Annotated in this window: 16 protein-coding genes and 1 tRNA gene; 3 read left to right on the top strand and 14 right to left on the bottom strand. The window is 72.0% G+C overall.

All coding sequences use genetic code 11. The features are described from left to right. Positions 1-35: 35 nt before the first annotated feature. From galE to AC060L_RS26080, 5 genes are all read right to left on the bottom strand, one after another. Positions 36-1,013, bottom strand: a complete 978-nt coding sequence (galE, locus tag AC060L_RS26100; protein ID WP_483801354.1) for a UDP-glucose 4-epimerase GalE — start codon at positions 1,011-1,013, stop codon at positions 36-38. After that, a complete protein-coding gene (galT, locus tag AC060L_RS26095; RefSeq protein ID WP_483801353.1) occupies positions 1,010-2,119 on the bottom strand; it encodes a galactose-1-phosphate uridylyltransferase in 1,110 nt (369 codons plus the stop codon). The genes galE and galT overlap by 4 nt, the downstream gene beginning before the upstream one ends. Before the next feature lie 185 nt (positions 2,120-2,304). Next, a complete protein-coding gene (locus AC060L_RS26090; protein WP_483801352.1) occupies positions 2,305-2,973 on the bottom strand; it encodes a LuxR C-terminal-related transcriptional regulator in 669 nt (222 codons plus the stop codon). Between the two features lie 185 nt (positions 2,974-3,158). Next, positions 3,159-3,234, bottom strand: a tRNA-Thr gene (locus tag AC060L_RS26085). A gap of 240 nt (positions 3,235-3,474) precedes the next feature. Next, positions 3,475-4,890: an MFS transporter gene (locus AC060L_RS26080; protein WP_483801351.1), complete on the bottom strand. Its 1,416-nt coding sequence runs from the start codon at positions 4,888-4,890 to the stop codon at positions 3,475-3,477. Positions 4,891-5,093: 203 nt separating this feature from the next. Here AC060L_RS26080 and AC060L_RS26075 point away from each other — a divergent pair, with 203 nt between their 5' ends. Beyond that, entirely contained in the window at positions 5,094-5,699 is a 606-nt protein-coding gene (locus tag AC060L_RS26075; protein WP_483801350.1) for a hypothetical protein, read from the top strand. 11 nt (positions 5,700-5,710) lie between these two features. Here the strand turns inward: AC060L_RS26075 and AC060L_RS26070 are convergent, their stop codons facing one another. From AC060L_RS26070 to rsmI, 9 genes are all read right to left on the bottom strand, one after another. After that, positions 5,711-6,937, bottom strand: coding sequence for a S8 family serine peptidase (locus tag AC060L_RS26070; protein ID WP_483801349.1), 1,227 nt, complete (start codon positions 6,935-6,937; stop codon positions 5,711-5,713). A gap of 91 nt (positions 6,938-7,028) precedes the next feature. After that, positions 7,029-8,654, bottom strand: coding sequence for a hypothetical protein (locus AC060L_RS26065; RefSeq protein WP_483801348.1), 1,626 nt, complete (start codon positions 8,652-8,654; stop codon positions 7,029-7,031). 17 nt (positions 8,655-8,671) lie between these two features. Continuing rightward, positions 8,672-9,241 (bottom strand): hypothetical protein, encoded by a 570-nt coding sequence (locus tag AC060L_RS26060; protein WP_483801347.1) that lies wholly within the window; start codon positions 9,239-9,241, stop codon positions 8,672-8,674. Positions 9,242-9,386: 145 nt separating this feature from the next. After that, entirely contained in the window at positions 9,387-11,201 is a 1,815-nt protein-coding gene (locus AC060L_RS26055; RefSeq protein ID WP_483801346.1) for an ABC-F family ATP-binding cassette domain-containing protein, read from the bottom strand. Between the two features lie 108 nt (positions 11,202-11,309). Next, positions 11,310-12,251 carry a 4-(cytidine 5'-diphospho)-2-C-methyl-D-erythritol kinase gene (locus AC060L_RS26050; protein WP_483801345.1) on the bottom strand — a complete coding sequence of 314 codons (942 nt, stop codon included), beginning with the start codon at positions 12,249-12,251 and terminating at the stop codon, positions 11,310-11,312. Then, positions 12,248-13,135 carry a 16S rRNA (adenine(1518)-N(6)/adenine(1519)-N(6))-dimethyltransferase RsmA gene (gene rsmA, locus AC060L_RS26045; RefSeq protein WP_483801344.1) on the bottom strand — a complete coding sequence of 296 codons (888 nt, stop codon included), beginning with the start codon at positions 13,133-13,135 and terminating at the stop codon, positions 12,248-12,250. The genes AC060L_RS26050 and rsmA overlap by 4 nt, the downstream gene beginning before the upstream one ends. Positions 13,136-13,170: 35 nt before the next feature. Further along, entirely contained in the window at positions 13,171-14,046 is an 876-nt protein-coding gene (locus AC060L_RS26040) for a TatD family hydrolase (RefSeq protein ID WP_483801343.1), read from the bottom strand. Between the two features lie 147 nt (positions 14,047-14,193). Next, positions 14,194-14,700: a hypothetical protein gene (locus AC060L_RS26035; protein WP_483801342.1), complete on the bottom strand. Its 507-nt coding sequence runs from the start codon at positions 14,698-14,700 to the stop codon at positions 14,194-14,196. Between the two features lie 294 nt (positions 14,701-14,994). Further along, positions 14,995-15,876 (bottom strand): 16S rRNA (cytidine(1402)-2'-O)-methyltransferase, encoded by an 882-nt coding sequence (rsmI, locus tag AC060L_RS26030; RefSeq protein ID WP_483801341.1) that lies wholly within the window; start codon positions 15,874-15,876, stop codon positions 14,995-14,997. 210 nt (positions 15,877-16,086) lie between these two features. Here rsmI and AC060L_RS26025 point away from each other — a divergent pair, with 210 nt between their 5' ends. Both AC060L_RS26025 and AC060L_RS26020 read left to right on the top strand, forming a co-directional pair. Continuing rightward, positions 16,087-17,871: a dolichyl-phosphate-mannose--protein mannosyltransferase gene (locus tag AC060L_RS26025; protein ID WP_483801391.1), complete on the top strand. Its 1,785-nt coding sequence runs from the start codon at positions 16,087-16,089 to the stop codon at positions 17,869-17,871. Between the two features lie 219 nt (positions 17,872-18,090). Then, the gene (locus AC060L_RS26020; RefSeq protein WP_483801340.1) at positions 18,091-19,890 is read left to right on the top strand and encodes a penicillin-binding transpeptidase domain-containing protein; all 1,800 of its coding nucleotides are present in this window, start codon (positions 18,091-18,093) and stop codon (positions 19,888-19,890) included. The last annotated feature ends 133 nt before the right edge of the window (positions 19,891-20,023 follow it).

The raw sequence follows: 20,023 nt of genomic DNA, 5'->3' as shown, positions 1-20,023 counted from the left end.
GGCCGGCTGCGCGGCCCGCCCGGATGCTGCTACTGCTACTTGGCCTGCGCCTGCTCGGCCTTGTTCAGGGTGAAGGCCCAGGCGTCCGCCACGATGGCGTCCAGCTCGGGGCGCTTCGGCGTCCAGCCCAGCTCCTGCCGGGCCCGCTCGGCGGAGGCGACCAGCACCGCCGGGTCACCCGGGCGACGGCCGGCGACCTGTACCGGGATCTCCCGGCCGGTGACCCGCTTGACCGACTCGATCACCTCGCGGACCGAGAAGCCGCTGCCGTTGCCCAGGTTGCAGATCAGGTGCTCGCCCGGCTTGGCGGCGTCCAGCGCCAGCAGGTGGGCGTCGGCCAGGTCGGCGACGTGGATGTAGTCGCGGATGCAGGTGCCGTCCGGCGTCGGGTAGTCCTCGCCGAAGACCGCGATGTGCGGGCGCTGACCGAGCGCGGCCTGGAAGACCAGCGGGATCAGGTGCGACTCGGGGTCGTGCCGCTCGCCGTAGGCGCCGTAGGCACCGGCCACGTTGAAGTACCGCAGGCTGACGGCGGCCAGGCCGTGCGCAATCGCCTCGCTGGTGATCAGGTGGTCGACGGCCAGCTTGGTGGCGCCGTACGCGTTGGTCGGCGAGGTGCGCGCGGTCTCGGCGATCGGGCTGACCTCCGGCTCGCCGTAGACGGCGGCGGTGGAGGAGAAGACCAGCTTGCGCACGCCGGCCTTGCGCATCGCGGCGACCAGCTCCAGCGAGCCGGCCACGTTGTTGCGCCAGTACTTCTCCGGGTCGGCGACCGACTCGCCGACCTGCGAGCAGGCGGCGAAGTGCAGCACGCCGTCGAAGCCGCCGCCGTCCAGCACCTCGAACGCGTCCTGGATCCGGCCCTGGACGAACTCGGCCCCGGCCGGCACGCCCTCGCGGAAACCGGTCGAGAGGTCGTCCAGCACGGTGACCTGGTGGCCCGCCTCCAGCAGGTGGGCTGCGACCACGCTGCCGACGTAGCCGGCACCGCCGGTGACCAGGTACTTGCTCATGTTGCGACCTCCCGCAGGCGCTGCGCCGCCGCCTCGGGCGACACATCGTTGACGAACGCGTCCATGCCGGATTCGACCCCGGCCAGGAACTTCAGCTTGCCTACCGTACGTCGGATCGTGAACAGCTCCAGATGCAGTGCCAGCTCGGCACCCCCGCGGCGCGGGGCCTGGTGCCAGGCGGCGATGTACGGGGTCGGAGCCGGGGCCTCTCCGGCGGGCGCGGCGGGGTCGGCGAAGAGGCGGTCGAAGCGGCGCAGCAGGTCGAGGTAGATCCGCGGGAACTCGGCCCGCTCGGCCTCGTCCAGCTCGGGCAGCGACGACCTGCGACGGTTCGGGTAGAGGTGGACCTCGTACGGCCAGCGGGCGGCGAACGGGACGAACGCCGTCCAGTGCTCGCCGGCCAGCACCACCCGTTCGGGAGCGGCGTGCTCGGCGGCCAGCAGGTCCTCGAAGAGGTTGCGGCCGGTGCGGGCCCGGTGCTCGTTGGCGCTGGCGATCATCTTGGTGGTGCGGGGGGTGGTGAACGGGAACGCGTAGATCTGCCCGTGCGGGTGAGCCAGCGTCACGCCGATCTCGGCGCCGCGGTTCTCGAAGCAGAAGACCTGGTCCACCTCGCGCAGCGCGCTCAGCTCGGCGGTGCGGTCGGCCCAGGCCTCCAGCACCAGGCGGGCCTTGGCCTCGTCCAGCGCGGCGAAGGAGGCGTGGTGGTCGGCGGTGAAGCAGACCACCTCGCAGCGGCCGGTGCCCGGACGGGCCAGGCGCAGCGGCTCGTCGAGTTCGGGCACCCGCGCGGCCGCGTCGGTGGCGAGCGAGGGGAACCGGTTCTCGAAGACCACCACGTCGTAGTCGGCGGCCGGGATCTCGCTCAACCGGCCGTCCTGGGACGGGCAGAGCGGGCACTCGTCGGCCGGCGGGTGGTACGTGCGGGCCTGGCGGTGCGCGGCCACGGTGACCCAGTCGCCGCTCACCGGGTCACGGCGGATCTCGGACAGGCTCGCGGTGGGATCCAGCGGGCGGCGGTCGTGCGCGTCGCGCAGCACGGACTCGTCCCGGTCGTAGTAGATCAGCTCGCGGCCGTCCGCCAGCTTGGTCGTGGTCTTCCGCACAGTTTCCGCCCTCGGTGAACCCATCCGCCTGCTTCACACATAATCAAACATTACTCATCAGCAGTCAACAGACTGTCGAGAGTGAAGCGGTGTTGTGGTCGCAAAGAAGACATCACGGGCGCTCGGCGGGGGCGAGCGCCGGTCGCGCCCGCCCCCCGCTCCCGCTCTCACCGAGCCAGCCGGTGCTACTCGCGGCCCAGCCGGGTCAGCAGGCCGGTCCGGTCGGCCACCGCGGCGGCCTCCAGCCGGGTCCGGGCGCCCAGCTTCATCAGCACCCGCTGGACGTGGGTGCGGGCCGTGCTGGGCGCGATGCCCATGCCCGCGGCGATCTCCTGGGTGTCCTGACCCTCGGCGATCCTGGCCAGCACCTGCACCTCACGGCGGGTCAGCGCGCCGAGCAGGCGCAGCGCCTCGTCGTCCGGTTCGCGCACCGGGTGCAGCAGCCGCTCGAACACCGCCTGCAGCACCTCGACCGCCACCGCGGCCTCACCGGCCCGGGCCCGGGTGACGGCCCGGTCCACCACCTCGATCCGCTCGTCACTGCGCACGTAGCCGGAGGCACCGGCCGCGAAGGCGTTCGCCACCCCGCGCAGATCGTCCACCGGACCGAGCACCACGACGGCGACCTCCGGCCGCTCCTGCCGCAGCCGCCGCACCGCCGCGAAGGCCCCCGGCGCCCCCGGGCGGGCCACCCCGAGCAGGCAGACCTCCGGGCGGCGCTGACCCACCAGATCCGGTCCGGCCGCAGCCGGACAGCCGACGGCCAGCACCCGGTGCCCACGCACCTGCAACGCCGCCGCCAGTGCCTCCGCCAACAACCGGTGATCGTCGACCACGACCAGCCGTACGCCCAAGGGGCCCTCCCCCGTACCCTGCGCGGGACTTCGCCCGCGCGACGCGTACCGGCCGTACGCCACAACACTGTTGACGCACCATCACAGCGCATGACGGACCCGGCCCGCTAGGGCCTGTCCGGTCCGGACGGTGGCAGGAGGATAACGAAAAAGGCCCCCGCCGTGATGGCGAGGACCTTCTCTCGTGGAGCCCCCATGCGGAATCGAACCGCAGACCTTCTCCTTACCATGGAGACGCTCTACCGACTGAGCTATAGGGGCGAACCGGTCGAACGAGGAAGACATTACATGGTCGTCGGGGGGATTGGGAAATCGGTGCCCGCCGAGCGCCTCGCGCCCCTCAGGACCGACCGCGCGCCTGGTGACCTGCGACGGGCCCGTCGCCCCGGCTCCGCCCGTCCCACCGGGCCGCTGCCGCACCAGCGGTCACACCGCTGACCGCACCGCGGGCTGCGCCACTGGCTACACCGCCGGTCACACCAGCCCTCCGCTCACCACGTGTCACACCACCGGCCCTCCGCTCACCGCCGGACTCTGCTCCTGGCGCGGGCCGCCCACCGAGGGGCGGCCGGCCGTGAGATCACGCCCGACGGTCTCCGGCAGCGCCCGCAGGCAGACCAGCGACACGACGCCGAGACCAGCCAGGTACCAGCCGACCGGGGTGGCCGTCCCGTAGTGGGCCGTCAGCCTGGCGGCCAGCAGCGGAGCCGTCGCACCGCCCACCACACCGCCCAGGTTGTAGGTGAGTGCGGCCCCGGTGTAGCGCACCTCGGTCGGGAAGAGCTCCGGCAGATACGCCCCGATCGGTCCGAGCATCACCCCGAGCAGCAGCCCCGACCCGACCATCGCGAGCAGCATCAGCGGCGCCCGCACGCTCTCCAACAACGGGAAGAACAGCAGCGACCAGCCGACCTCCAGCACCGAGGCGACCAGCACGGTTCGTCGGCGCCCCCAGCGGTCCGACCCGCCCGCGCCGACCCAGACCGCGATCGCCCCCGCGGGCACCGCGAGCAGTTGCAGCGTCAGCATCAGCGTGCGGCTCACGCCCAACTGGCCGGTGGCGTAGGCGAGTGCATAGGTGTTGCCGAGATAGAAGACCGCGTAGCCGAAGGAGAGCACGCCGCTGCCGAGCAGCACCGTCCGCCAGTGCCCGCGCAGCACCGCCAGCACCGGCACGGCCGGCCGCCGCGCCGCCTCGCATTCGGCGAAGACCGGCGTCTCGGCGATCTGCAGTCGAACGAAGAGCCCGACCCCGACCAGCAGCAGCGAGGCCAGGAACGGCACCCGCCAGCCCCAGCGGGCGAAGTCGGCCCCACTCAGCCCCGCCGACAGCGCCAGGAAGACGCTGGTGGCCAGCATCGAGCCGGCGGACGGCCCGAGCTGGAGGTACCCCGCGAACCGCCCGCGCCGCCCCGGCGGCGCGTACTCCGCGAGCAGCAGCGCCGCCCCGCCCCACTCGCCGCCCAGCCCGATCCCCTGACAGAACCGCAGCACCACCAGCGCCACCGGCGACCAGACCCCCCAGCGGTCGTACCCCGGCAGCACCCCGACCGCCGCCGTCGAGAGCCCCATCAGCAGCAGCGACGCCACCAGCACGGCCTTGCGGCCGACCCGGTCCCCGAAGTGCCCGAACACCACCGCCCCGACCGGCCTGGCCACGAACGCCACCGCATAGACCGAGAGTGCCGCCAGCAGCGCGTTGAGCGCACTGAGCGCCGGAAAGAACTCGCGACCGAAGACCAGCGCGGCAGCCATCCCGTACAGGAAGAAGTCGTAGAACTCGACCGCCGTCCCGACGAAGGCGGCAGCCGCCACCCGCCGCAGCCCCTTGCCCTGCTCGGGGCCCCGGTCCGACCCCTGCCCAGGGCCCCGACCGGGGTCGGGGTGGCCGTGATCTGACGCCATGTCAATCGCCATGCCCCGAGGGTGCCCCGCCGCCCCACCCCTCGGCAGCCGCCAATCGGGCGATGGGGGCGCGCACCGTTCGTATACGCCCCTAGGGAGTGCGCCACCCGCCCCACTACACAGCGCATCCGCGTGACGACCGAAGGTGAGATGATCCGGTGGCGCTGAGCGAGTCCGGCGCCACGACGTGAAGACGTGAATGAGACGGAACCTCGATGACCCCCCGCCGCGCGGCAGCCGCACTGCTGCTGACCCTCTGCTGCCTCCCGCTGGCCGGCTGCCGGCCTCCCGGCACGTCGTCGGCCGACATCGCGATGCTGAGCCCGGAAGCCGCCAAGACCAGGCTCACCGGACTGCTCGACGACACGTTCACCGCCGTCGTCCCCGCCATCCGGTTCCACGAGGGCCGCCCGCGCGCCACCGAGAACGACGTGCCAACCGGCAGCGCCAGCGCCCACCTCGACCGCTACGTCACCACCAGGATCTCGACCGGCCGCTACAGCGCCCTCCTCGCGATCGTCCAGCAGCACTGGCAGGACCACGGCTACACCGTCGCCACCGTGAACTCCGACGACCGCATGCCCGCGATCACCGCGACAGCCCCCGATGGCTCCACCCTCGCCCTGACCATCGGCTACCCCGGCAACATCACCGTCGGCGCCACGGTCAACCCGATCGCCGCACCCGACCCGCAGACCATCATCGACCTCTTCGACACCGAGTCACCCCAGGCCACCCCGGCCAACCCGGCCGACGACGCCTCCCCGGCCGACACCCCGGGGCAGGCGCCGAGCATCGACGACCCGTTCTGGTCACACTGACGCCCCAGCCCCTAACCGGCAGCACGCGACCGGCGCACCCTCACGAACACCACCCCACCCACCACGGCCAACCCCGCAGCCACACCACCCACAACAAGCGGAAGCCCGCCGGAGCCACCCGCCGAGCGCTCCGGAGCAGCGGCGGGGGTGGAGGGAGTGGACGCAGTGGCGGGTGCGGGCACCGGCTGCCCCGACGGCGCACCCCCAACCCCCGCCGCGATCAACGGATTGACGTCAGCAGGCCCAGGATCCACCACCTTGGTCAACGCCATCCGCGGACTGACCGCGCCGTATCCGACGTAGTCATTCCGCACCGCCGAGCCATTGGTCCCCCCGGCGGTGGCGATGAGGACGCGGAGCACCTGATTCCCGGTCCAGGAGGGATGCACGGCCCAGACGAGCGCGGCGGACGCGGAGACGAGTGCGGTGGAGGCGGACGTCCCAGTGCCGGCGCAGTAGCCGGTGGCGCCGGTGCACACGCTGTAGATGTCCTTGCCGGGCGCCGCTAGGGCAACCTGCGGACCGTATTCGGACTCGGGGATGCGAGCGGCACTCTGGTCCAGCGCGGCAACGGCAGCCACGCCGGATGCGGAAGCCGGATACATGGCAGGATTCCCAAGCTCTGCGCTGTTCCCAGAACCCGCGACAACCAGGCACCCCTTGGCAAGAGCGTGGTCCACTGCGGTCTGCAATTCCTCAATATCGGCACGCGAAAGATCGGCAGCACGTACAGCCAAGGAAATATTGATCACTTTGGCGTCATGATCAGCTGCATAGCCGATGGCCTGGGTCACCTGTGCGAGCGTCGCCGCCGGGACTACCGCGCTACTTGAATCAACCTTCAGCGGAAGAACCTTGGCGTCAGGCGCCAGTCCGTACGCACCTTGCCCGGAGAAGCTCTTCCCTGAGCCGGCGATGATTCCTGCCATCGAAGTACCGTGACCCTCGGGGTCGACCGTTACTCCTCCCGGAAGCCCACTGAAGTCCCTCCCGGCAATGACCTGGCCCGCCAGATCGCGAAGATCCGAATCAACGCCTCCGTCGATTACCGCAACCGTGACACCCTCGCCTGTGCTGACCTGCCAGGCCTCGGACGCATGCATCGCATCCAGGTGCCATTCCGCGCCCCTGGGAGTATCCGTCGCCTCAGCAGCTGCCGCACCCCCCAGCGCCAGTGCCACTAGTGCCAGCAGACCGGCGGCGCGCCGCCCTCGGGTGACCACGCCGGTCAGCCGCATCACACGCTCCCTGCCTGCACCGGTCGTCCGTCCCCGTTGGTGGACTTTCCCGACTGCCACACCTGCCGGCAGCCGATCACAGATCTGATGCTCACTCAATCACTGCCGGATTACTCACCGGCATGACACCCGCCCAGGTCTCCTCGTCCTCGGTGAGGTACTCCGGCCGGCTGCGACGCTCCTTGTTGCCTCGAGTGACAGAACTACTGCCACCGGGCATGAAGCCGCCTTCACCGGAGGCCCCCTGGCGACCGTCGGCGCGGGCTCGCAGGCCGCTGCCTCCCGGTGTGAACTCGCCCTCGGAAACAGCTCCACGCTCACCACCGACCGCACCGCCCGGCGTGAACGTCGTGCCTTGGCGGCCGCCTCCTCGGATGCCGCCGCCACCCATGCCGCCAGACGTCGGGCCCAGCGCATAGCCGTCGCCCATGGAACCTGCACCACGGCCGCCGGACACAGGAACGCCCTCGGCACCAATCACCTGGCCGCCGAACTGACTCCTGCCTGACGTGATGCCGGAAGGCCGAGCCATTCCACCGACAACCCCCTCGTCGAAACCAGGAGCCGTGCCTCTGCTCCGATCCGGCATGCGGCCCGCACTGTAGGTGCTGCCTTCCCCGTCGACGTGGCCGCTACTGGCCCCAGCGGAGTTACCCGGATAACCACCACTGAAGCCGACAGCGCCAAACCCACCCCCGGCGATCCGAGCCGGCGAGTCAACGGCGCCCGGGCGCCCGTTGCTGAAAACGCTCGCGCCGGGCAGTCCACCGTTTGAGGCCGCCTGAGGCGAAGAGCCTGGCAAGCCCGGAGTGCTGCCCAGGACAGTACTGGGCGATGAAAACTCACCAGGGCGACCAGAGTTCGGAGCCGGAGCAACAAGACCCCCGCTCAGTGCGGGCGTGGCCGACCCCTCCCGTGGCACCGAGGAAACCGGCTTCGGACTCTGCGCTGGAACGGCGCGGCTCGGCGGATTTGGCATCGGCTCGCGACTCCCATCAGCGCTCGCGACGCTGCGGATGCCAGGACTCGCGGCTTCCGGGCCGCCGAACGAAACACTCCTCAAGTCGTCAACAGCCGTCTGGGCGGGCGGCATGATCGCCGCCGGTGCCGGCGGGAACAACGGTGCGGTCGCAGCCCCCAGTTGCCCCGCCGCGAGGTCGTACGCCTGGCCCAGGGTCGTCATCTGGTGGATGGCCTCCTGGTGGGCCGCGTCGATCCGCTGTTGTGCGGCTGCGGCCTGGGACTGCGTGACGTAGTCGGGGGCGTAGGTCTTCTTCGGGTCGTCGGCCAGGTAGGTCGGGGTGCCCTGGGCGGTGCGCTTGTCGAGTGTCGTCCGGTCGGCGGCCGGGAGTGGGGGGATCCGGCTGAGGGTCGACGTGAGGCAGTGGCCGGCGGTTGTGAGGGCGGTGCCGGCGGCCGAGGTGTAGTCGCCGAGGTGCAGGGTGGCGGCGGAGACCTTGCCGGCCCAGTCGCGGAAGGCGTCGCTGGCGGGGCCGGACCAGTCGAGTCGGCAGACCTGACTGTGCAGGTCGTCGCTGAGGGAGTGGAGGGTCGCGGCTGCGGCGGTGAGGGCGGCGGCGCGGGAGTTCACCAGGTCGGGCTGGGCGTTCCTGATCATGGCCAGGAGTTGTGCGTGGCCGACGCTCTCGAAGTTGGTGCAGCCCGGGGCGTGGCCGTCAGTGCCGGCAGCGCCGGCCGCGCCCGCGTACTCGTTCATCCGGCCTCCGCCCGGGCTCAGTTGTACTGGGATCCCTCGTTCGGCGGCGCAGCCGGAGACGGACCCGGAGACGGAGACGTCGGCCCGGCTCCCGGCCCCGGCCCCGGTGCGCCACCCAGGGGTGCGACCAGGCCCGCCGGGCCGAGCGGGGTGCGGTACTGCGCGTCGGTCTGTTGCTGGATCCGCCACAGGCCGGCCTGCTGGGCCTCGTTCACGTTCCGGTAGCCGCGGGCGCTGACGTCGATCGCGATGCTCATCGCCTCGATCTGGCCGGCGAGGGTCTGGGAGAGCGTCAACAGGTTGGCGTGCACGATCCGGTAGGCGCTCAGCAGGGCGGCCGCCTCACCGAAGCCGGTGCCGAGGTGGCCGTCGGCCAGGTCCTGCTCGGAGAGCTTGGCGTGGGAGGCGTCGGAGCCGTCGAGGGTCGACAGCATCGCGTCGACCCTCTTCTTGAACTCGACCAGTGTCTCCTTGGCGTAGGAGACCTGGTCGCCGCCCGCCTCCCCGGCCAACTGCCGCGCGGCGAACGGGCCAAGCGGGCCGGGAGGAGGCCCGCCCGTTCCCGCGGTTCCCCCCGACCTGTCCATCGACCCCACCCCATCGCTCCGCATCATCGCCCAGCGTCATCGTCCGGATCATCCTAGCGACGAGAACTGACGGTGCGACAGATGTGACAGCTGCGACAGGAACGAGAGGAAGGAGACGAACGATAGAAACGACAGGAGCCGCCCGTCAGACGTCCTCGGCCAGTTCCATCCAGGCGAGCTCCAGCTCCTCCTTCTCCTCCACCACCTTGCGCAGCTGCGCGTCCAGGTCGGCGACCTTGCCGAAGTCGGCCGCGTGCTGGGCGAGCTGGGCGTGCAGCTTGGCCTCCTGCTGGTCCAGCTTGAGGATCTGACGCTCGATCCGCTGGAGTTCCTTCTTCGCGGCGCGGGCGTCGCCGGCGGTCTTCGCGGGACCGGACGAGGCCGCCACGCCCGCGGCGGCCGCCGAGGCGGCGGCGACGTTGGCGGCGACCACCGCGCGGCGCTGCAGGTACTCGTCGACGCCGTTCGGCAGCATCCGCATCCGCTGGTCGCCGAGCAGCGCGTAGGTCACGTCGGTGGTCCGCTCGATGAAGAAGCGGTCGTGGCTGATCACGATCATCGAGCCGGGCCAGCCGTCGAGCAGGTCCTCCAGCTGGTTGAGCGTCTCGATGTCGAGGTCGTTGGTGGGCTCGTCGAGGAAGAGCACGTTCGGCTCGTCCATCAGCAGGCGCAGCAGCTGCAGGCGGCGGCGCTCGCCGCCGGACAGGTCGCCGACCGGCGTCCACTGCTTGTCCTTGCCGAAGCCGAACTGCTCGCAGAGCTGCCCGGCGCTCATCTCGCGGCCCTTGCCGAGGTCCACCCGGCCGCGGATCTGCTCGACGGCCTGCAGCACCCGGGTGGCCGGGTCCAGCTCGGCGATCTCCTGCGCCAGGTAGGCCAGGCGGACGGTCTTGCCGACCTTGATCACGCCGCTCGCGGGCTGCACGTCACCCTGCGAGGTGTACGCGGCCTGCATGGCGCGCAGCAGCGAGGTCTTGCCGGCGCCGTTGACGCCGAGCAGGCCGATCCGCTCGCCGGGGCCGAGGTTCCAGGTCAGCCCGGCCAGCAGCAGCTTCGGGCCGGCGGTGACGGTGACGTCCTCCAGCTCGAAGACGGTGCGGCCGAGGCGGGCGTTGGCGAACTTCATCAGCTCGCTCTTGTCGCGCGGCTCGGGGACGTCGGCGATCAGCGCGTTCGCGGCCTCGATGCGGTAGCGCGGCTTGGCGGTGCGGGCGGGGGCGCCGCGGCGCAGCCAGGCGAGCTCCTTGCGGGCCAGGTTCTGCCGCTTCTGCTCCTCGGTGGCCTCGATCCGCGAGCGCTCGGCGCGGGAGAAGACGTAGTCGGAGTAGCCGCCCTCGTACTCGCGGACCTCGCCGCGCTGCACGTCCCACATCCGGGTGCAGACCTGGTCGAGGAACCACCGGTCGTGGGTGACGCAGACCAGCGCGGAGCGCCGGTTCTGCAGGTGCTGGGCCAGCCAGGCGATGCCCTCGACGTCCAGGTGGTTGGTGGGCTCGTCGAGGACGATCAGGTCGGGCTCGCCGAGCAGCAGCTTGGCCAGCGCGATCCGGCGGCGCTCGCCACCGGAGAGCGGGCCGATCACGGTGTCCAGACCGTCCGCGAAGCCGGGCAGGTCCAGGCCGCCGAAGAGGCCCTGGATGATGTCGCGGATCCGGGCGTCGCCGAGCCACTCGTGGTCGGCGCGGTCGGCGATCACCTCGTGCCGGATGGTGGCCGCGGGGTCGAGCGAGTCGTGCTGGGTCAGCACGGCCAGGCGCAGGCCGCCCGAGTGGGTGATCCGGCCGGTGTCCGGCTCCTCCAGCTTGGCGAGCATCCGGATCAGCGTGGTCTTCCCGTCGCCGTTGCGCCCGACGACGCCGATCCGGTCCCCCTCGCTCACGCCGAGGCTGACCCCGTCGAGAAGGGCACGGGTGCCGTAGACCTTCGTGACGGACTCGATGGTGGCGAGGTTGACGGCCACGTGTGCAGCGCTCCTGGGGTGGGGAAAGGTCTGAAGCCCCCAGCCTAGTCGGCGCGCCCGTCGACCCCGCCGATCACTGCGGCCGGCCCCCGGTCACCCCTGCCCCGGTCACGCCTGCGGGCCGCCGATCACCTCGGCGCCCGGCACCGGGCCGTGGGTGGCGTGCGCGGTGCGGCAGCTGCCGGAGGCGATCAGCGCCTGCGCGACGGCCTGCGCGTCGGACGCGTCCTTGGCCAGGAACGCGCAGGTCGGCCCGGAGCCGGAGACCAGCGCCGCCAGCGCGCCCGCCTCGGTGCCGGCCGCCAGGCAGGCGGCCAGCGACGGGCGCAGCGAGATCGCGGCCGCCTGCAGGTCGTTGCCGAGCGCCGCGGCGAGCGCGACGGCGTCCCCGCCGGCGAGCGCGGCGAGCAGCGCCGGATCGGCCTCGGGGGTGGCCACCTCGGCCTCGCTGCTGCCGGTGCCCGCGGCCTCGCGCAGCCGGTCGCACTCGCGGAAGACGGCGGGCGTGGACAGGCCGCCGTCAGCGACCGCGAAGACCCAGTGGAAGGTTCCGGTCACCGGGACCGGCGAGAGCAACTCGCCCCGGCCGCGACCCAGCGCGACGCCGCCGACCAGCGCGAACGGCACGTCGGAGCCGAGCTCGGCGGCCAGCTCCAGCAGCACCGGCAGCGGTGTGGCCAGGCCCCAGAACGCGTCGCAGGCGACCAGCGCGGCCGCCCCGTCGGCGCTGCCGCCGGCCATCCCGCCGGCCACCGGGATCGCCTTGGCGATGTGCAGGTGGACGTCCGCGGCGATGCCGTGGTGGGCGGCCAGCAGCCGGGCGGCGCGGGCGGCGAGGTTGCTCTCGTCCAGCGGTACGAGCTCGGCGTCCGGGCCGGTGCAGCTGATGGTCACACCGGCGCCGGCCGAGGCCGTCACCTCGTCGCCGAGCGCGACGGCGAAGAAGACGTTGGTCAGGTCGTGGAAGCCGTCGGCCCGCAGACCGCCGACCCCGAGCTGAACGTTGACCTTGGCGGGCACCCGGACGGCAACGGGGTTCTGGCGTGTCACAGCATCGGACCCTTCGGCTTGTGCTCGGCGATGGCGGCGAACTGCTCGACGGTCAGCATCTCGCCGCGCAGCGTGTGGTCGATCCCGGCGGCGGCGATGGCCTGCTCGGCGGCGGCCGGCGAGCCGGCCCAGCCGGCCAGCGCGGCCCGCAGCGTCTTGCGGCGCTGCGCGAAGGCGGCGTCCACCACCGCGAAGACCTCGGTGCGGGTCGCGGTGGTGACCGGCGGCTGACGGCGGATCAGCGAGACCAGGCCGGAGTCCACGTTGGGCGCCGGCCAGAAGACGTTGCGCCCGATCGCGCCGGCCCGCTTCACGTCGGCGTACCAGTTGGCCTTGACCGACGGCACGCCGTAGACCTTGTTGCCCGGCTTGGCCGCCAGCCGGTCGGCGACCTCGGACTGCACCATCACCAGCGTGCGCTCGATGCTCGGGAAGGTCGCGAGCATGTGCAGCAGCACCGGGACGGCGACGTTGTACGGCAGGTTGGCGACCAGCGCGGTGGGCGCCGGGCCGGGCAGCTCGGTGACCTCCATCGCGTCGCTGAGCACCAGGTCGAAGCGGTCGGCGCGGGCCGGCATCCGGGCCTCGACGGTGGCCGGCAGGTGCTGGGCGAGCAGCGGGTCGATCTCGACGGCGGTGACGTGCGAGGCCACCTCCAGCAGCGCCAGGGTCAGCGAGCCGAGGCCCGGCCCGACCTCGACGACGGCGTCCTCGGACGTCACACCGCCGGCCCGGACGATCCGGCGCACGGTGTTGGCGTCGATGACGAAGTTCTGGCCGCGCTGCTTGGTCGGGCGGACCCCGAGGGCGGCGGCCAGCTCCCGGATGTCGGAGGCGCCGAGCAGGTGGCTGTCGGACGAGGGTGCGGGATCGGTGGTGCTCACCGGGTAAGGATAGGCGTCCCGCAGATCGGGCAGGGTCAGTAGCCGAAGGCCCGCGCCGTGTTCGCGGCGATGGCACCCGACAGCTCGTCCTCCGCCAGCCCGAGCGTCTGGGCCATCGAACGGACCGTGACCGGGATCAGGTAGGGCGCGTTCGGGCGGCCGCGGTACGGGTGCGGGGTGAGGAACGGCGCGTCGGTCTCGACCAGCACCCGGTCGAGCGGGGTCACCGCGAGCGCGTCGCGCAGCGGCTGGTTCGCCTTGAAGGTGACCGGGCCGGCGAACGACAGGTACCAGCCGTGCTCGGCGCAGGTCTTCGCCATCGCGGCGTCGCCGGAGTAGCAGTGGAAGACGGTGCGCTCGGGTGCTCCCTCGGCGAGCAGCACCTCGATGACGTCCTCGTGCGCGTCCCGGTCGTGGATCACCAGCGCCTTGCCGTGCCGCTTGGCGATCTCGATGTGCCGGCGGAAGGACTCCTTCTGGATGTCCACGCCCTCGGGACCGGTGCGGAAGTAGTCCAGCCCGGTCTCGCCGACCGCGCGCACCTGGGGCAGCGCGGCCAGCCGGTCGATCTCGGCGAGCGCCGCGTCCAGCGCGGTCGAACCGCCGGCGGCGCGCTGCTGCCCGGACCAACCATCAGGGTCGCCGAGCACGATCCGCGGCGCCTCGTTCGGGTGCAGCGCGACGGCCGCGTGCACCTGCTCGAACTCCTCGGCCAGCGCCGCGGCCCAGCGCGAGCCGGGCAGGTCACAGCCGACCTGGACCACCGTGGTCACGCCCACCGAGGCGGCCTTGGCGAGCGCCTCGGCCGGGGTGCCGGACTGCATGTCCAGGTGGGTGTGCGAATCGGCCACCGCCACCGCGAGCGGGGCCGGCAGCGGGGGCGGGGTCGAACGGTCGTCCTTGGCAGCCATGGTCCAAGAGCCTAGCCGCGCGGGCCGGACCGCCGTGGGCGCGGCCCTGCGGTGGGCCGCGCCGCCCGGCACAGCAGGCCGCCCCGGAGTGGGACCCGGGGCGGCCGACCGGGGTCAGGCCAGCGTCAGGACGGGGTCACGCCAGGGTCAGGACGCCTTGGGCAGCCAGAACTGGTACCAGTGCCGACGCGGCGGCCGGGGCGCGGCCGGCTCGCCGTGGTCGGCGGGCTCGCCGTAGTTGGCCGGCTCGGCGTGCGCGGCGAAGCCGGGCGCGTGGTGCCAGGAGTGCTCGGTGCTGGCGACCCGCCCCGCGCGCATGATCCGCACGGTGTGTCCACCGCAGCCGGGGCAGCTGGGCTGGAGCAGCGGCGAGGGGACCCGCACGCCGTTGGCCCGGTACTGGATCTCCGTGTGGCCGTCGCGCGCCCGGTGGTGCTCGATGTCGTACGCCTGCTCCCAGCCGTAGCCACAGTTCAGGCAGGCGAAGGAGTAGGCCTCCCGAACCGTCTCGATCGTCCCGCGGACCCGCTCGTCGAGCTCCTGGAGGGCGGACTTCCCGCCGGGTCCGGGGAGGCTGGCACCGCCGTCCTCAGGGGCCGACTTCAGGCTGGTCAGCGGGCTGCCACCCAGAGGGCTACCGATCGCGTCACTCATCGCCGTCTCCCAGCGCCCGCCGGACGTTCGTCCGGTCCGGGTCTTTCCATCCGATGGAATGCCCATGGGCCCTGAGCCGATGCCCGGCTTGCCGAGACTTGGCCCGGAGTTGGGGATCCCTGTACGAAGCGACCCGAAAACCCCAGCTCAACAGGGGTTTATCAGGTGATCGCTTTACCTTGTCGCTCGCCTGTCGCACGTCCACCGGCGTGCGCCGGACGTCGGTGGCACCGGCGTACGCGGTGGTCCGTCACTCCAAGGTACGCGCGTGCGCCCAGCCGGGCGAGCGCCCGCTCAGGCGCTCTTCCCGGGCGTCGCACCGGCTTCCTGCCGCTGTTCGGTCTTGGCTGCCACCACCGCGTCGAAGACCTCGCGCTTGGGCAGGCCGAGCTCGACGGCGACGGCCGCGATGGCCTCCTTGCGCCGCTCGCCGGCCTCCTCCCGGACGGCCACCCGGCGGGCCAGCTCGGCGGCGGTGAGCTGCTGCGGGGCCACCGGCGGGGCGCCGGCCACCACGACGGTGATCTCGCCGCGCACGCCGTCCGCGGCCCACTCGGCCAGCTCGCCGAGCGGCCCGCGCTTGACCTCCTCGTACGTCTTGGTCAGCTCGCGGCAGACCGCGGCGGGCCGCTCGGCACCGAACGCCTCGGCCATCGCGGCCAGCGTCTCGGCGATCCGGTGCGGTGCCTCGAAGAAGACCATGGTGCGGGGCTCGGCGGCGATCTCGGCGAGCGCCCGGGAGCGGTCGCCGGCCTTGCGCGGCAGGAAGCCCTCGAAGGTGAAGCGGTCCACCGGCAGTGCCGACAGCGCGAGCGCCGTGAGCACGGCGGACGGTCCCGGCACGGCGGTGACCTTGATGCCGGCCGTGACGGCCGCGGCCACCAGGCGGTAGCCCGGGTCGGAGACCGAGGGCATCCCCGCGTCGGTGACCAGCAGCACCCGGGCACCACCGGTCAGCGCCTCGACGAGTTCGGGGGTGCGGCCGACCTCGTTGCCTTCGAAGTAGGAGAGCACCCGGCCGGCCGGCGTGACGCCGAGCGCCTGGGTCAGCCGGCGCAGCCGCCGGGTGTCCTCGGCGGCGATCACGTCGGCGGCCGCCAGCTCGGCGAGCAGTCGGGGCGGCGCGTCCGCGACGTCGCCGATGGGGGTTCCTGCGAGAACGAGTAGACCAGTCACAGGGCCATCCTCCCAGCCTTCGGAACTTTGGTGACGAACCGGGCAGCTCCAGGAGGGAAGGGTTCTGCCCCACGGCCCCGCCCCTACGATGTCCGGGTGAACGGCGAGACGGCGGCAGAGACGACGGTGGTCGAGACCACTGCGGAAACCCCTGCGGAGAGCACCGCGGTGGGCGACCTGACCACGGGTCAGCACGACGGCGACGGGCCACTGCCGTCGGCCGGTCCGGCGCCGCGCACCGAGCGGCCGCGGACCACCTGGCTGGGCCGGCTGGCCGGGTTCGGCCACCACGAGCCCGAACGGCTCTCGCTCGCCGAGCGGCTGGTCCCGCCGATGCCGGACGGCCCCGGTGTGACCCCCGCCGTGGTGCCGCCGTCCCCGCTGCTGGCCCGGGCCGGGATCCGGCTGCCGGCCGGGCTGTGGAGCTGGCTCTGCCGCTGGGCCGGTTGGCTGGGCCCGCTCACGGTCGCGCTCTTCGGCGGCCTGCTGCGCTTCTGGCACCTGGGCACGCCGTACGGGATCATCTTCGACGAGACGTACTACGCGAAGGACTCCTACGCGCTCTGGCAGGGCGGCTACGAGACCAGCTGGCCGGACAACGCCAACTACCAGATCCTCTCCTCGCACCAAGTGATCCCCTACCGGATCGACCCGGCCTTCATCGTCCACCCGCCGGTCGGCAAGTGGATCATAGGCATGGGCGAGCAGCTCTTCGGGATGCATCCGGTCGGCTGGCGCTTCATGCTCGCCGTGCTCGGCACGCTCTCGATCCTGATGCTCGCCCGGATCGCCCGCCGGCTCTTCCGCTCCACGCTGCTCGGCTGCGTGGCCGGCCTGCTGCTCTCGGTGGACGGCCTGCACTTCGTGATGAGCCGCACCTCACTGCTCGACCTGATCGTGATGTTCTGGATCCTGGCCGGCTTCGGCTTCCTGCTGATCGACCGCGATCACACCAGGGCGAAGATCGCCCGACTGCTCGGCGATGCCTCCGACTCCGCGACCGCGCAGCGGATGCGGCTCGGCTGGCGCCCGTACCGGCTGGCGGCCGGCGTCTGCGTCGGGCTGGCCTGCTCCACCAAGTGGAGCGGCATGTACGTGGCGGCCTTCTTCGGCCTGCTGACCGTCCTGTGGGACGTCGGCGCCCGCCGCGCGGCCGGCGCCCGGCGGCCGTACCTGACCACGCTGCGCCGCGACGGCCTGCCGGCCTTCGCCTCGATCGTGCTGGTCTCGGTCGTCGTCTACATCTCCTCCTGGTCCGGCTGGCTGGCCAGCAGCAACGTGCCGGGCAGGGGCGGCTACGGGCGGGACTGGGCGGTCGGCCGGCACGGCCTGTCCTCGGAGTTCGTCTCGCTCCCGGTGCTCGGCAAGGTGAAGCTGCCGTTCCGGATCGACATGACCTGGGTGCCGGAGGGCCTGCGCTCGCTCTGGCACTACCACTCGCAGATGTACGACTTCAACATCAACCTGCACAGCCCGCACATGTACCAGTCCAACCCATGGAGCTGGCTGGTGCTCGGGCGGCCGGTCTCCTTCTACTACGAGTCGCCGAAGATCGGGGAGAGCGGCTGCAAGGTCAGCCAGTGCGCGTCCGAGGTGCTGGCGATCGGCACCCCGCTCCTCTGGTGGGCTGGCGTGGTCGCTCTGGCGTACTGCCTGTGGCGGTGGGCCGCTCGCCGCGACTGGCGGGCCGGTGCGGTGCTCTGCGGGCTCGGCGCGGGGCTGCTGCCCTGGTTCGAGTACCAGGCGCGGACCATCTTCCTCTTCTACGCGGTGGCCTTCGTGCCGTTCCTGGTGCTCGCGGTGACCATGCTGATCGGCGCGATGATCGGACCGGCCGGAGCCCGCCCGGAGCGGCGGATGATCGGCGGCGCGGCGGCCGGCCTGCTGGTGGTCGCGATCATGTGGAACTTCCTGTACTTCTATCCGCTCTACACCGGCCAGGTGATCCCGATATCGGACTGGCGGGCGCGGATGTGGTTCACCAGCTGGATCTGATCCGGTACCGCGGCTGATCCCCGGCCGCGGCCGGTTTCCGGACCGCAGTCGATCACGGTCGGACTGTGTACCAGTTCGGCTGCGGTGTGTACCAGCTCTGTCACGAGTGGGTGCCCGTTGGCGGAGCCGTCGGACGGGGAGCTTAGGCTGACCAGATCCCGCTGCCGGCTCCCACGCCGTCAGCCATGTCATGCCGGCCACCCGAGGGGGAGCAGCACCATGCGCCAGGGCGCAAAAGCCGCCATCGTCAGCGCCGTCGCCGTCGCGATGCTCGGGGCCGGAGGGTACGGCGCGTACTCGCTGGTCGGCCCGGGCAGCAAGAAGAGCGACGCTCACGCTGCCCCGAAGCCCCGCACCGTGGTGGCCCAGGCCCCGTCGGCCGATCTCGCCGCGACCGGCGCCAAGAACTTCCTCGCCGCCTGGTCCTCGGGTGACCTGGCCGGCGCCTCGAAGCTGACCGACGACCCGCAGACCGCGCTGACCGCGCTGACCGCCTTCCAGACCCAGGTGAAGCCGAGCGCGATCACGCTCACCCCGGGCGCGCCGGTCACCCCGACCGCCTTCGCCTCGGCGACCACCGGTCCCACCCCGGTCCCGGTGGCCGGCGGCGCGAGCGCCAAGCCGTCCGCGAGCCCGTCCACCAGCGCCGGCGCCTCGCCGTCCGCCTCGTCGTCCGCCTCGTCGGCTGCGGCCAACCAGGTGCTGCTGAACTTCAAGGCCCACGACGAGTTCGCCGGCACCTCCAACACCTGGGACTACACCGGCTACCTCGCCATGGAGCAGATGAGCGACGGGACGGCCGCCGTGCACTGGGCGCCGACCGTGCTGCACCCGCACCTCGGCCAGGGCGAGTCGATCGCGGTCCAGCCGGTCTACAACCCGCCGACCAAGGTCACCGACCGCAACGGCCAGTCGCTGAACAACTTCCCCTCGCTCGCCCAGATCCTGCTGAAGTTCCAGCAGAACCCGCCGGCGCCGGACCCGGCGGACGCGGGCAGCGGCGTGGCGATCGTCGACGACTCGGGCAAGACCAAGCCCGAGCCGCTCTTCACCATCACCGACCCGAAGCCCGGCAAGCCGGTCAAGCTGACCATCGACGCGAAGCTCCAGGACGCGGCCGAGAAGGCCGTCGCCGAGCAGTACAACAAGACGCAGAAGGACGGCAAGAACCAGCACCAGGTGGGAATGGTCGCCATCGAGCCGAGCACCGGGAACGTCCTGGCCGTCGCCAACGCACCCGCGACCGGCTACAACACCGCGTTCCTCGGCCAGACCGCGCCCGGCTCCACCATGAAGGTGATCACCGCCGCCGCACTGCTGGAGCACGGGATCGACCCGAACGCCACCATGCCGTGCCCGGATCACATCACCACCGGCACGACCTACCACAACGACTTCACCGACGCCGAGCCCAACAACACGTTCCTGCAGGACTTCACGGTCTCCTGCAACACCGCCTTCATCCAGCAGGGTCTGACCACGCTGAAGTCCGGCGACCTGGCCCAGGAGGCGAACGACGTCTTCGGCATCGGCACGCCGTGGAAGACCGGCATCACCAACGTCGACGGCTCGATCCCGGGCGCAGGCCAGAACCGGGACGAGACGGCCGGCGAGTTCATGGGTCAGGGCAAGGACCTCATGAACCCGCTGGCGATGGCCTCGGTCTCGGCCACCGTGGAGAGCGGCACGTTCAAGCAGCCGATCCTGGTCGCCGGCATGCCGCAGGTCCCGGCCACCCGCCAGCTGTCGGCGGACGTGCTCGGCAAGCTGCGCAACATGATGAACAGCGTGGTCACCAACCCGCAGGGCACCGGCTACGTGGCGATGCAGGGCGTCACCGGCACGCTGGTCGGTGGCAAGACCGGCACCGCCGAGGTGTCCCCGAGCAAGCCGACCAACAGCTGGTTCACCGGTTTCCGGGACAATCTGGCGGTCTCCACCGAGGTGCTGGGCGGCGGCTTCGGTGCCGACGCGGCGGCCCCGGCCACGGCCGAGGTGCTCAAGGTCGGCAACGGCTGATCCCGCACCGGACGGAACAGAGCTGAGGCGCCCGCGGAGTCCGCGGGCGCCTCAGCCTTTGGGGGCCGTTCGGTTGTTCAGCCGATGACCGATGACTGGTGACCGATGACCGGTGACTGGCAACGGATGACGG

The sequence above is a fragment of the Kitasatospora sp. NEAU-69 genome, from assembly GCF_057158765.1.
This window is presented reverse-complemented; position numbering and strand designations above follow the sequence as displayed.

Coding starts and splice junctions, on each gene's coding strand:
- galE (WP_483801354.1), bottom strand. CDS start 1,013: ATGAGCAAGTACCTGGTCACCGGCGGTGCCGGCTACGTCGGCAGCGTG.
- AC060L_RS26080 (WP_483801351.1), bottom strand. CDS start 4,890: ATGGCGATTGACATGGCGTCAGATCACGGCCACCCCGACCCCGGTCGG.
- AC060L_RS26075 (WP_483801350.1), top strand. CDS start 5,094: ATGACCCCCCGCCGCGCGGCAGCCGCACTGCTGCTGACCCTCTGCTGC.
- AC060L_RS26070 (WP_483801349.1), bottom strand. CDS start 6,937: ATGCGGCTGACCGGCGTGGTCACCCGAGGGCGGCGCGCCGCCGGTCTG.
- AC060L_RS26065 (WP_483801348.1), bottom strand. CDS start 8,654: ATGAACGAGTACGCGGGCGCGGCCGGCGCTGCCGGCACTGACGGCCAC.
- AC060L_RS26060 (WP_483801347.1), bottom strand. CDS start 9,241: ATGGACAGGTCGGGGGGAACCGCGGGAACGGGCGGGCCTCCTCCCGGC.
- AC060L_RS26040 (WP_483801343.1), bottom strand. CDS start 14,046: ATGGCTGCCAAGGACGACCGTTCGACCCCGCCCCCGCTGCCGGCCCCG.
- AC060L_RS26035 (WP_483801342.1), bottom strand. CDS start 14,700: ATGAGTGACGCGATCGGTAGCCCTCTGGGTGGCAGCCCGCTGACCAGC.
- AC060L_RS26020 (WP_483801340.1), top strand. CDS start 18,091: ATGCGCCAGGGCGCAAAAGCCGCCATCGTCAGCGCCGTCGCCGTCGCG.